Consider the following 11,648-nt stretch of genomic DNA (forward strand, 5'->3'; position numbering starts at 1 on the left):
GCCTGAGCAGTCCGGCCATGGCGGCTGCAGACCCACTTCCGGATCCAGGCCGTGATCCCGTCACCTCGGTGATGTGGAGCTACTTTCAGCAGAAATTCCTCGGCGACAAACCCTATGTGTTCGACGACAGGGTCATCCTCAGCGCGCCGCCGTTCGCCGAGGACGCCCGGCAGGTGCCCATCGAAATCGATGCCCGCGCCTACGCCGGGCAGGTCGAGCGGATTCTGGCCTGGGCCGAGCTCAACCCGCTGCCGCAGATCGTCGATTTCCAGCCGGGCGAGCGGGTGCTGCCGTGGCTGTCGATCCGCATCCGCGTCGAGCAGGCCACGCCGTTGCGCGCGGCGGTGCTGACCCGCGACGGCGTCTGGCATATCGGCTCGACCAGCATCGAAGCGGCCGGCGGCGGCTGCACGGCGCCCAGCGTGGTACGCACCCAGCCGGGCTGGGAAGAGCACATCGGCGAAGTGCTCGGCGGGCGTTACCCCAAAGGCGAATTCAGCCGCCTGCGTGTGCAGGTGTCCCATCCGATGGATAACGGCATGGTCAGCGGCATTCCCGAGTTCTACCTGAATCAGGCGCAACTGCGCGACGCCAGCGGCACGCTGTTGGCGAATCTGGAGCTTTTTCCGGCGGTCAGCGAAAACCCCAGTCTCGGCTTCGACATTCAGGGTGACGGCGAAGCTCGACTGACCCTGCGCGACATCAGCGGCAATCAATTCAGTGCGGTGATTCCATGAGCCGGTTTCTTTGGCTGTTCGGGTTAAGTCTGATGGCGTCGCTGGCTTTCGCCGACATGGACTATCACCTGCAACCGCGGCAGATCGCCGAGGGCACGTACCTGCTGGAAGGCAGCACCGAGAACTTCGCCCGAAGCAACGGCGGCAACATCGTCAACTGTGGATTTATCGTCACCGACAGCGGCGTGGTGGTGATCGACACCGGCCCGTCGCGGCGCTACGGCGAGGCGTTGCGCAAGGCGATCGCGACGGTAACCGACAAGCCGGTGATTCAGGTGCTGCTGACTCACCATCACCCGGACCACGTGCTGGGCAATCAGGCCTTCGCCGACGTGCCCATCGGCGCGCTGGCGGGCACCCGCGAGCTGATGCACCAGCACGGCGATGCGCTGGCAGAGAATATGTACCGCTTGGTCGGCGACTGGATGCGCGGCACCGAGACGCTGCTGCCGAGCCAGACGCTGCAGGCCGGCACGCTGGAACTCGGCGGTCACCCGCTGCGACTGCTGGCGCTGTCGGGGCATACCGGCGCCGATCTGGCGGTGCTCGACGAAAAAACCGGTGTGCTGTTCCCCGGTGACATCGTGTTCTACCAGCGTGCGCTGACCACGCCGAACAGTCCCGGTTTGCGGGTCTGGCTAGGTGATCTCGACACCTTGCAGGCATTGCCCTGGAAGCTGCTGGTGCCGGGGCACGGACCGGTGGCCAGCGACGATAAACCGTTCGTGCAGATGCGCGATTACCTCGGCTGGCTCGACGGCCTGCTGCGTGACGGCGCCGCGCAAGGGCTGGACATGGCCGAACTGATCCGCAGCCCGATCCCGGAGCGCTTCGCCGCCATCAACCTGAGCCGCTACGAACTGATCCGCAGCGTCAGCCACCTGTATCCGGCCTATGAACGGGCGCGGATGGTGCGGGTGGATAGCGCTCGCTGAAGGTGAGGCGGGTGCGGATTTTGTGGGAGGGAGCCCTGCTCGCGAAAGCGGTGGGTCAGCTAGTGCAGCATTGGCTGGATAGACGCCATCGCGAGCAGGGCTCCCTCCCACAGGTCCTGTGGTGTCTGGTGAATATGGGCATGACGCTGAATCCGTAGCAGTCCGGCTTGCCGGCGGTGGTGGTCTCACGGACACCGACACTGACAAGCCGGGCTCCCTCCCACAGGTCCTGCGGTGTCTGGTGAATATGGGCATGACGCTGAATCCGTAGCAGTCCGGCTTGCCGGCAGTGGTGGTCTCACGGACACCGACACTGACGAGCCGGGCAAATGAGCAAAAGTGGGAGGGAGCTCTGCTCGCGAAAGCGGTGGGTCAGCTAGTGCAGCATTGACTGGATAGACGCCTTCGCGAGCAGGGCTCCCTCCCACAGGTCTTATGGTGTCTGGAGAATATTGGCGTGAGGCTAAATCCGTAGCAGTCCGGCTTGCTGGCGGTGGTGGTCTCACGGACACCGACACTGACAAGCCGGGCAAATGAGCGAAAGTGGGAGGGAGCTCTGCTCGCGAAAGCGGTGGGTCAGCTAGTGCAGCATTGACTGGATAGACGCCATCGCGAGCAGGGCTCCCTCCCACGGGTCCTGTGGTGTCTGGTGAATGTGGGCATGACGCTGAATCCGTAGCAGTCCGGCTTGCCGGCGGTGGCGATTGCAAGGTCGTCGTCGCTATGAGTTGATCCGCAGCGTCAGCCACTTGTATCCCGGCTACGAACGCGCGCGGATGGTGCGAGTGGATAGCCCGCGTTAACGCCGCCCTCTGTAGGAGCTGGCTTGCCCTGCGAGCGCGCCGGGGTCGCGTCCGACCGCAGTCGTCGTAAACCCTATGAACTCGATGTTCCTGACACGGCCAATGCGCATGGATCTACGACTGCTTCGCAGCCGCTCGCAGGACAAGCCAGCTCCTACAGAGGGCGGTGCCGCGTTGCCACCACCTACCAAAGAACTAGAAACCTCCACACAGCGGGCAATTGTTGGCGTTGGCGGCGACGCCAACAATCGGCATGGATCGGGAAAAAATCCCGAAAGGAAGAAAAACAATAATCCGCAGAGGCCGCCGTCATGATGCAACCTGTTCGTCGCCCGTCATTCGCCCTGGGCCTGCTCGCCAGCGCCATGCTGTTGTCCGCCAGCGCCCTGGCGGCCGTGACCGATGAAGACATCCTCCAGGACCCGAAAAACCCCAACCAGATCGTTACCAACGGCCTGGGCGTGCAAGGGCAGCGCTTCAGCCCGCTGGACATCATCAACACACAGAACGTCAAGGACTTGCGTCCGGTCTGGGCGTTCTCCTTCGGCGGCGAAAAACAGCGCGGCCAGCAGGCGCAGCCGGTGGTCAAGGACGGCATCCTGTACCTCACCGGTTCCTACTCGCGGGTGTTCGCCGTGGATGCGCGCACCGGGCGCAAGCTTTGGCAATACGACGCGCGCCTGCCCGATGACATCCGCCCGTGCTGCGACGTGATCAACCGCGGCGTGGCGCTGTACGGCGATCTGGTCTATTTCGGCACCCTCGACGCCAAGCTGGTGGCGCTGAACAAAGACACCGGCAAGGTGGTGTGGAGCAAGCAGGTGGCCGACCACAAGGCCGGCTACTCGATCAGCGCGGCGCCGATGATCGTCAACGGCAAGCTGATCACCGGCGTGGCCGGTGGCGAATTCGGCGTGGTCGGCAAGGTCGAGGCCTACGATCCGAAAAACGGCACGCTGCTGTGGTCGCGTCCCACCGTCGAAGGCAACATGGGCTACGTCTACAAGGACGGCCAGGCCGTGGAAAACGGCATCTCCGGTGGCGAAGCCAACAAGACCTGGCCGGGTGATCTGTACAAGACCGGCGGCGCCGCACCTTGGCTGGGCGGCTACTACGACCCAAGCAACAACCAGATCCTGATCGGTACCGGCAACCCGTCGCCGTGGAACTCGCACATGCGCCCGGGCGACAACCTGTATTCCTCGTCGCGGCTGTCGCTGAACCCCGACGACGGCAGCATCAAGTGGCACTTCCAGAGCACCCCGCACGACGGCTGGGACTATGACGGCGTCAACGAGCTGATCTCCTTCGACTACCAGGAAAACGGCAAGACCATCCAGGCTGCTGCCACCGCCGACCGCAACGGCTTCTTCTACGTGCTCAACCGCAAGGACGGCAAATTCATCCGCGGTTTCCCGTTCGCCGACAAGATCACCTGGGCCAGCGGCCTGGACAAAGATGGCCGGCCGATCTACATCGAAGCCAGCCGCCCAGGCGCCCCAGATGGCGAAGCCAAGGGCAGCGCCGCGTTCGTCGCCCCGGCGTTCCTCGGTGCAAAAAACTGGATGCCGATGGCCTACAGCCCCGACACCGGCTTGTTCTACGTGCCGGGCAATGAATGGGGCATGGACATCTGGAACGAAGGCATCGCCTACAAAAAAGGCGCTGCCTTCCTCGGCGCCGGTTTCACCATCAAACCGTTGAACGAGGACTACATCGGCGTCCTGCGCGCCATCGACCCGAAAACCGGCAAAGAGGTCTGGCGCCACAAAAACTACGCGCCGCTATGGGGCGGGGTACTGGCGACCAAAGGCAACCTGGTATTCACCGGCACGCCGGAGGGCTTCTTGCAGGCCTTCAACGCGAAGACCGGCGAGAAAGTCTGGGAATTCCAGACCGGCTCCGGCGTACTCGGCTCACCGGTCACCTGGGAAATGGACGGCGAACAATACATCTCCGTACTTTCCGGCTGGGGCGGGGCGGTTCCCCTGTGGGGCGGCGAAGTCGCCAAACGGGTCAAAGACTTCAACCAGGGCGGCATGCTCTGGACCTTCAAACTGCCGAAGGAACTGGTGACCAAGCGATGATGCACCCGTCCCCATGACCCGTAGCCGTCCGGCTTGCCGGCGGAGGCGATCTCAAGGCCGCCTTCGCGGGCGAGCCGTGCTGCTACGGGGTCTGGTGGCGTGCTCAAACTCTCCGGGTGCTACAGAAAACGTGTGGGAGCGAATTCATTCGCGATGCAGTGTTGCTGACCATGGTTTTGTCTCGGCTGGACGGACATCGCGAATGAATTCGCTCCCACAGTGGATTTTTTGTGTATTCAGGGATACGGCCCAGACCAAGCCCGCTTCTACAGTACGGCGAAGATCATTCCGTAGCAGTTCGGCATGCCGGCGGTAGCGATCTTGAGGACGCCTTCGCGGGCGAGCCCGCTCCCACAAGGAGTGTGTGTTTCGCTGGCTTTTGATCTGGTTTTTGATTTTGATCTTGGGGCCCCGTCCCAGAAGGCCGAACGCAGGCGATGCGCAGTGGGCCGAGCGACAGGATGTCGCGAGAGCCGCGTGGGCCATGGATGGCCCATTCGCGGCGGGCCCACGGAGCATTGCCGGAGTGCGGGTATGTCGAGCCTGTGGCGAGGCACCGTATGGCGGGGAAAGAAGCCCTTGGTTACTTGGGGCTTTTCCAAGTAACTCGCCATCAGGCGAAACAGGGCTGCGTTAGCAGCTACAGCGATCAGCCAGACACACCGAGTGCACAGGATTTACGACGACTTCGTCGCCGGTCGCAGGGTAAGCCAGCTCCTACAGGAGTTTGGGTTTCGCCGGCTTTTGATCTGGCTTTTGATTTTGATCTTGGGGCCCCGTCCCAGAAGGCCGAACGCAGGCGATGCGCAGTGGGCCGAGCGACAGGATGTCGCGAGAGCCGTGTGGGCCATGGATGGCCCATTCGCGGCGGGCCCACGGAGCATTGCCGGAGTGAGGGAACACCGAGCATTAGCGAGGTGCCGTATGGCGGGGTAGAGAGCCCTTGCTTACTTGGGGCTTTTCCAAGTAACTCGCCGTCAGGCGAAACAGGGCTGCGTTAGCAGACCAGCAATACATCAGACAGACCGCGTGCGCAGGTTTTACGACGACTGCGTCGCCGGTCGCAGGACAAGCCAGCTCCTACAAAGGGCCGCGTAACTCGCCGCCTGGCGAAACAGGCTGCGTTAGCAGATCAGCGATCAGCCAGACACACCGAGTGCACAGGTTTTACGACGACTGCGTCGCCGATCGCGGGCAAGCCAGCTCCTACAGGTTCGCGGAACGCGCCGAAGATCACCTGTGGCATTCCGCCACACGATGGCAATCCGCCTTTTTTGATCTGGATCAACTCCCCGGGAAAGGGCTGTAGGAAAAATACCCTGCACCCCGACGAGTCCTCCACATGCCCGGTCCTTTCGCATTCCTCAAACACCCATTGGCAAAAGAAATCGGCCTGATCCTCCTGATCAAACTGATCCTGCTCATGGGCATCCGCAGCGTCTGGTTCGACGCCCCGGTCGAGGTCAAGGACGACGGGGTGCAAGCAGGCCTGCATGTATTGGGCGCCACTCCCGTACCCCCTGAGAAGAATCCAAAATGATTTCGGAATCAGTCGTCGACCTCTCCCGGCTGCAGTTCGCAATGACCGCGCTGTACCACTTCCTGTTCGTGCCGCTGACCCTGGGCATGACCTTCCTGCTCGCCATCATGGAGTCGGTCTACGTCATGACCGGCAAGCAGGTATACAAGGACATGACCCGCTTCTGGGGCAAGCTGTTCGGCATCAACTTCGCCCTGGGTGTGACCACCGGGCTGACCATGGAATTCCAGTTCGGCACCAACTGGGCCTATTACAGCCACTACGTCGGTGACATCTTCGGTGCGCCACTGGCCATCGAAGGGATGATGGCGTTCTTCCTCGAATCGACCTTCATCGGCCTGTTCTTCTTCGGCTGGGACCGCCTGAGCCGCGTGCAGCATCTGGCCGTCACCTGGCTGGTGGCGATCGGTTCGAACATGTCGGCGCTGTGGATTCTCATCGCCAACGGCTGGATGCAGAACCCGGTCGGCGCCGAGTTCAACTTCACCACCATGCGCATGGAACTGACCAGCTTCAGCGACCTGGTGTTCAACCCGGTGGCTCAGGTCAAGTTCGTCCACACCGTGGCCGGCGGTTATGTCACCGGGGCGATCTTCGTTCTGGCGATTTCCAGTTGGTACCTGCTCAAGGGCCGCGACACCGGCTTCGCCCGCCGCTCGTTCGCCATCGCCTCGGCTTTCGGCATGGCCTCGATCCTGTCGGTGATCGTCCTCGGTGACGAGTCCGGCTACGAGATCGGCGACGTACAGAAAACCAAGCTGGCCGCTATCGAAGCCGAGTGGGAAACCGAACCGGCACCGGCGGCGTTCACCCTGTTCGGCTTGCCGAATCAGGCGGAGCAGCGCACCGACTACGCGGTGAAGATCCCCTACGTGATGGGCATCATCGCCACGCGCTCGGTGGACAAGCAGGTCACCGGCATCAAGGACCTGGTGATCGAACACCAGGGTCGCATCCGCAACGGCATGCTGGCCTACGACCTGCTGGGCAAGCTGCGCGCCGGCGACAAGAGCGAGCAGACCCTTACGGCGTTCAACGCGGTGAAGAAAGACCTCGGCTACGGCCTGCTGCTCAAGCGCTACACCGACAAAGTGGTCGATGCCAACGAGCAGCAGATCAAGCAGGCGGCGCTGGATTCCATCCCGAAAGTAGCATCGATCTTCTGGACCTTCCGCCTGATGGTGCTCAGCGGCGTGTTGATGCTGCTGTTGTTCGCCTGCGCGTTCTGGGCCTCGGCGCGCAAGAACGAAAGCAAGAAGCGCTGGCTGCTGAAATGGGCACTGTTCAGCCTGCCGCTGCCGTGGATCGCCACGCAGACCGGCTGGTGGGTCGCCGAGCATGGCCGTCAGCCGTGGTCCATCGGTGAGGTGCTGCCGGTACACCTGTCGGCTTCGACCCTGTCCACCGGCGACATCATGGGCTCGATCCTGGCGCTGGTCGGCTTCTACACCGTGCTGCTGGTGATCGAGATGTACCTGATGATCAAGTTTGCCCGGCTTGGCCCGAGCAGCCTGCACACCGGTCGTTACCACTTCGAACAACAGCCCCATGATCTGGCGGCTGCGTCCAGAAAACCGGCGCTGGCCTGAGGAATCCGAGATGATCGATTACGAAACACTCAAACTGATCTGGTGGGTATTGGTCGGCGTGCTGCTGATCGGTTTCGCCCTGACCGACGGCTTCGACCTCGGCGCGGCCATGCTGATGCCCTTCGTCGGCCGCAACGACAACGAGCGGCGGGTGGTGATCAACACCATCGCGCCGCACTGGGACGGCAACCAGGTGTGGCTGATCACCGCTGGCGGTGCGCTGTTCGCCGCCTGGCCGCTGGTCTACGCGGCGGCGTTTTCCGGGTTGTACTGGGCGCTGCTGCTGGTGCTGTTCGCGCTGTTCGTGCGCCCGGTGGGCTTCGACTACCGCAGCAAACTGGACAACACCCGCTGGCGGCAAAGTTGGGACTGGGGCCTGTTCATCGGCGGGCTGGTGCCGTCGCTGGTGTTCGGCGTGGCGTTCGGCAACCTGCTGCTGGGCGTGCCGTTCCAGTTCGACGACACCCTGCGCGTCAGCTATCAGGGCAACTTCTGGCAATTGCTCAGCCCGTTCGGCCTGCTGGCCGGCGTGGTCAGCCTGAGCATGCTTGGCCTGCACGGCGGCACCTGGCTGATGATGCGCACCGAAGGCGCAATCGCGGCGCGCTCACGGCGTGCGGCGCAATGGCTGGCGCTGGTGTTTCTGCTGACCTTTATCCTCGCCGGTGTCTGGCTGATGCTGGGCAGTGTTCAGGGGCTGACGATCAGTTCGGCTTTCGACGCCGGATCGGCACTCAACCCGCTGGCGAAAAGTGTCGTCGCCAGCAACCACGGCTGGCTGGACAACTACCATGACCATCCGCTGACCGTGGCCGCGCCGCTGCTGGGTATTTTCGGTGGCCTGCTGGCCCTGTTGGGCGCCAGTGCAGGGCAGGGCAGAACGGCATTCCTTGGCAGCAGCCTGGCGATTGTCGGGGCGCTGTGTACCGCCGGTTTCGCCCTGTTTCCGTTCGTCATGCCGTCGAGCCTGGACCCTGCGTCGAGCCTGACTGTGTGGGACGCCGTGTCCAGCCATCGCACCCTGATGATCATGCTGGTCGCCGCCGCGATCTTCGTGCCGCTGATCCTCTGCTACACGCTGTGGTGCTACGCCAGAATGTGGGGCAAGGTCACCACCGCGCACATCGAACACAACCCTCACGGCCTGTACTAAGGAGCCTGAACATGTGGTATTTCGCCTGGATTCTCGGTGTGTTGCTGGCCTGCAGCTTCGGCATCATCAACGCCCTGTGGCTGGAGTCGTCGGACGCCGGCGCGCTGGAGAGCGGCCGTGACGACTGAGATCGCGCACAAGGCCGGCGGCGTAGTGTTCGGCCACGCCATCAGCCGGGTCTTGTCCCTGTTGATGGCGGTGCCGATGAGCCTGGTGCTGCTGATTCATCCGGCATCGATGCTCGATGCCAGCGGCCATTACTCCCACAGCCTGCTGATGCTGGTGATGTGGGGCGTCGGCGGCGGTTATGTGCACGGTGTCGGCTTCGAGCCGCGGGCGCTGGCCTGGCGGGTGGTGTTCCACCCGCTGCTGGCCTGGGGCTTGATGGCGGTCGGTTACGGCCTGTGGCTGTCCGCCCGCCAGTGGCTCTGACGGATCAGTGGGCCTGAGCGGCGCCGGCTTTTGCCGGTGCCGCGATGGACAGTGCGATCAGTGCAGCAATCACGCAGAGCAGGCCGGCAATGAAAAACGCCGGCAGGTAAGTGGCAAAGTTGGTCCGGGTCCAGCCGGCGCCGAACGCGGCAAAGGCTGCGCCCAACTGGTGGCCGGCAAACACCCAGCCAAACACGATGTTGGCGCGCTCGGCGCCGAAGCGTTGTGCCGCCAGCTTGACCGTCGGCGGTACCGTGGCGATCCAGTCCAGGCCGTAGAGCAGGGCGAAGAACGACAGGCCGAACACGGTGAAGTCCATGTACGGCAGCAGAATCAGCGAAATCCCGCGAAAGCCGTAATAGCAGAACAACAGCCAGCGGTTGTCGAAACGGTCCGACAGCCAGCCCGAACCGATCGTGCCGAAAAAGTCGAAGATGCCCATCAGCGCCAGCATGCCCGCTGCGGTCGTGGCGGCCAGGCCGTAGTCGCCGCACAAGGAGATGAAGTGGGTCTGGATCAGACCGTTGGTGCTGGCGCCGCAGATAAAGAACGTCATGAACAGCACCCAGAAGGTCCAGGTGCCAGCGACGTCGCGCAACACTTTCAACGGTGTCAGCAGAAGTTGGGCAAAGCTCTGCTGGCTGGCGACCACCGGCTGCACGTCCTTGTCACCGTACAGCGGCAGTTGCAGGTCGGCAGGGCGGTTGCGCATCAGCGCCAGCACGGCGACGCCGGCAATGACGATGGCCGTGCAGATCACCGTCAGTGCGGTACGCCAGCCGAAATGTTCGGTCATGTTGGCGAGCATCGGCATGAACACCAATTGCCCGGTGGCAGAACTCGCCGACAGCAGGCCCATCGCCAGACCCCGGCGCTGGGCGAACCAGCGGGTGGCGACGGTCGCGCCCAGCACCATCGCGGTCAGGCCGGTGCCGAAGCCGACCACCACACCCCACAACACGACCAATTGCCAGAAGCGGGTCATGAACAGCGACAGGATCATGCCGCCGGCCACCAGCGTCAGGGCCGACAGCACCACGCGGCGCACGCCGAAGTGGTTCATGAACGCTGCAGCGAACGGGCCGATCAGGCCGTAAAGCGCGAAGCGCACCGCCAACGCCGAGGAAATCTCTGCGGTGTCCCAGCCGAACTCGGCTTCCAGCGGCTTGATGAACACCCCAGGCGCCCCGACCGCGCCGGCCATCACCAGCATGGTCAGGAAGGTCACGGCCAGAATGACCCAGCTGTAATGAATGCGGCGACGGTGCAGCGACGCCGCCAGAACGGACGAAACCATGTGTGTTCCCCAGGGAGCAGATAAGTGAAACAGGAGTATGATCGTGCTCCAATATGAACGCTCACCGGAGTGCTATTCGTCAAGCGAATATTTCCGGATGTTACAGATCACCCAGCGCTACTTTTTCTGCGGCTGCGCCCGGCTCTTGTGGGAGCGAGCTTGTCCGCGAAAACAGTGGTCCGGATGACATAGCAGTGTCTGACTGGAGCATTCGCGGGCAAGCCCGCTCCCACAGGGTAGAGCCGCTGACAAGCCTGGCTGCTACAGGTAGCCATCCCGGCGACCGCATCCAGTGTCATTGCAATTCCTGAAACGGTGGATTGACTTTTCTGGTTATTCCGCTTTTTTGCGGATGGTCGCAGCATAGGCTCCAACATCAGGTGGTCCACGACCGACAACAGCCACCTGACCATCCATCCAGCCATCGTTTCAGGAGCCTCACCATGACCGCTATCAAGCTCTATCATTTCCCGCTGTCCGGCCACGCTCACCGTGCCGAACTGATGCTGTCCCTGTTGGGTGTCGACGCGGAACTGGTTTTCGTCGATCTGGCCAAGGGTGCGCAAAAGGCCCCTGAATTCCTTGAACTGAACGCATTCGGCCAGGTGCCGGTGCTGGACGATAACGGCACGATCATCGCCGATTCCACGGCTATCCTTGTGTACCTGGCGAAGAAGTACGACGCCTCCGGCCGCTGGTTGCCAGAGGACGCCGCGACCGCCGCACAAGTCCAGCGCTGGCTGTCGGCTGCATCGGGTCCGATCAACCTCGGCCCGGCCCGTGCCCGTCTGATCACCGTGTTCGGCGCAGGTTTTGACCCGAAAGACACCATCGAGCGTGCGCACAGCGTGCTGAAAGTCATCGAGCAGCACCTGGAAGGTCGCGATTTTCTGGTCACCGAACACGCCACCATCGCTGACGTCGCCGGTTACAGCTATATCGCCCACGCGCCGGAAGGCAACGTTTCGCTGGAGGCCTACCCGAACGTCAAGGCCTGGCTGGCACGTATCGAAGGCCTGAAAGGCTTCGTGCCAATGCCACGCACCAAGGCGGGACTGCAGGCTTGATCGAACTC

10 protein-coding genes are annotated in these 11,648 nt (G+C 62.9%); 9 read left to right on the forward strand and 1 reads right to left on the reverse strand.

Annotated elements, in window-relative coordinates; genetic code table 11:
* Positions 1-17: 17 nt before the first annotated feature.
* The 8 genes from ACIPL0_RS15425 to ACIPL0_RS15460 all read left to right on the forward strand — a co-directional run bounded on the left by ACIPL0_RS15425 (position 18) and on the right by ACIPL0_RS15460 (position 9,276).
* Positions 18-737 carry a quinoprotein dehydrogenase-associated SoxYZ-like carrier gene (locus ACIPL0_RS15425; protein WP_400598477.1) on the forward strand — a complete coding sequence of 240 codons (720 nt, stop codon included), beginning with the start codon at positions 18-20 and terminating at the stop codon, positions 735-737.
* Positions 734-1,672: a quinoprotein relay system zinc metallohydrolase 1 gene (locus tag ACIPL0_RS15430; protein ID WP_400598355.1), complete on the forward strand. Its 939-nt coding sequence runs from the start codon at positions 734-736 to the stop codon at positions 1,670-1,672. Before ACIPL0_RS15425 ends, ACIPL0_RS15430 begins: the two co-directional genes overlap by 4 nt.
* Before the next feature lie 1,114 nt (positions 1,673-2,786).
* Complete coding sequence (locus ACIPL0_RS15435) at positions 2,787-4,562, forward strand: PQQ-dependent methanol/ethanol family dehydrogenase (protein ID WP_400598356.1); 1,776 nt, start codon at positions 2,787-2,789, stop codon at positions 4,560-4,562.
* A 1,342-nt stretch (positions 4,563-5,904) separates the two neighbouring features.
* Positions 5,905-6,102 (forward strand): cytochrome oxidase putative small subunit CydP, encoded by a 198-nt coding sequence (gene cydP, locus ACIPL0_RS15440; RefSeq protein WP_400598357.1) that lies wholly within the window; start codon positions 5,905-5,907, stop codon positions 6,100-6,102.
* A complete protein-coding gene (locus ACIPL0_RS15445; RefSeq protein ID WP_400598358.1) occupies positions 6,099-7,691 on the forward strand; it encodes a cytochrome ubiquinol oxidase subunit I in 1,593 nt (530 codons plus the stop codon). Before cydP ends, ACIPL0_RS15445 begins: the two co-directional genes overlap by 4 nt.
* A 10-nt stretch (positions 7,692-7,701) precedes the next feature.
* On the forward strand, positions 7,702-8,844 hold the full coding sequence (gene cydB / locus ACIPL0_RS15450; protein ID WP_400598359.1) for a cytochrome d ubiquinol oxidase subunit II: 1,143 nt from the start codon (positions 7,702-7,704) through the stop codon (positions 8,842-8,844).
* An 11-nt stretch (positions 8,845-8,855) separates the two neighbouring features.
* A complete protein-coding gene (gene cydX, locus ACIPL0_RS15455; protein WP_400598360.1) occupies positions 8,856-8,972 on the forward strand; it encodes a cytochrome bd-I oxidase subunit CydX in 117 nt (38 codons plus the stop codon).
* Positions 8,962-9,276, forward strand: coding sequence for a cyd operon YbgE family protein (locus ACIPL0_RS15460; protein ID WP_400598361.1), 315 nt, complete (start codon positions 8,962-8,964; stop codon positions 9,274-9,276). The genes cydX and ACIPL0_RS15460 overlap by 11 nt, the downstream gene beginning before the upstream one ends.
* Before the next feature lie 4 nt (positions 9,277-9,280).
* On the opposite strand, the gene ACIPL0_RS15465 is transcribed toward ACIPL0_RS15460, so the two are convergent.
* The gene (locus ACIPL0_RS15465; protein ID WP_400598362.1) at positions 9,281-10,573 is read right to left on the reverse strand and encodes an MFS transporter; all 1,293 of its coding nucleotides are present in this window, start codon (positions 10,571-10,573) and stop codon (positions 9,281-9,283) included.
* A 443-nt stretch (positions 10,574-11,016) separates the two neighbouring features.
* On the opposite strand from ACIPL0_RS15465, the gene ACIPL0_RS15470 reads away from it, so the two are divergent.
* Positions 11,017-11,640, forward strand: a complete 624-nt coding sequence (locus ACIPL0_RS15470; protein WP_400598364.1) for a glutathione S-transferase family protein — start codon at positions 11,017-11,019, stop codon at positions 11,638-11,640.
* Positions 11,641-11,648: the final 8 nt, after the last annotated feature.

The sequence above is a fragment of the Pseudomonas sp. NPDC090208 genome (assembly GCF_044746785.1).
In the GTDB taxonomy this organism is placed as follows: Bacteria; Pseudomonadota; Gammaproteobacteria; order Pseudomonadales; family Pseudomonadaceae; genus Aquipseudomonas.

What these genes read in the sequence shown, in the direction of transcription:
- ACIPL0_RS15425 (WP_400598477.1), top strand. Translation starts at nt 18, where the DNA reads ATGGCGGCTGCAGACCCACTTCCGGATCCAGGCCGTGATCCCGTCACC.
- ACIPL0_RS15430 (WP_400598355.1), top strand. Translation starts at nt 734, where the DNA reads ATGAGCCGGTTTCTTTGGCTGTTCGGGTTAAGTCTGATGGCGTCGCTG.
- ACIPL0_RS15435 (WP_400598356.1), top strand. Translation starts at nt 2,787, where the DNA reads ATGATGCAACCTGTTCGTCGCCCGTCATTCGCCCTGGGCCTGCTCGCC.
- cydP (WP_400598357.1), top strand. Translation starts at nt 5,905, where the DNA reads ATGCCCGGTCCTTTCGCATTCCTCAAACACCCATTGGCAAAAGAAATC.
- ACIPL0_RS15445 (WP_400598358.1), top strand. Translation starts at nt 6,099, where the DNA reads ATGATTTCGGAATCAGTCGTCGACCTCTCCCGGCTGCAGTTCGCAATG.
- cydB (WP_400598359.1), top strand. Translation starts at nt 7,702, where the DNA reads ATGATCGATTACGAAACACTCAAACTGATCTGGTGGGTATTGGTCGGC.
- cydX (WP_400598360.1), top strand. Translation starts at nt 8,856, where the DNA reads ATGTGGTATTTCGCCTGGATTCTCGGTGTGTTGCTGGCCTGCAGCTTC.
- ACIPL0_RS15465 (WP_400598362.1), bottom strand. Translation starts at nt 10,573, where the DNA reads ATGGTTTCGTCCGTTCTGGCGGCGTCGCTGCACCGTCGCCGCATTCAT.
- ACIPL0_RS15470 (WP_400598364.1), top strand. Translation starts at nt 11,017, where the DNA reads ATGACCGCTATCAAGCTCTATCATTTCCCGCTGTCCGGCCACGCTCAC.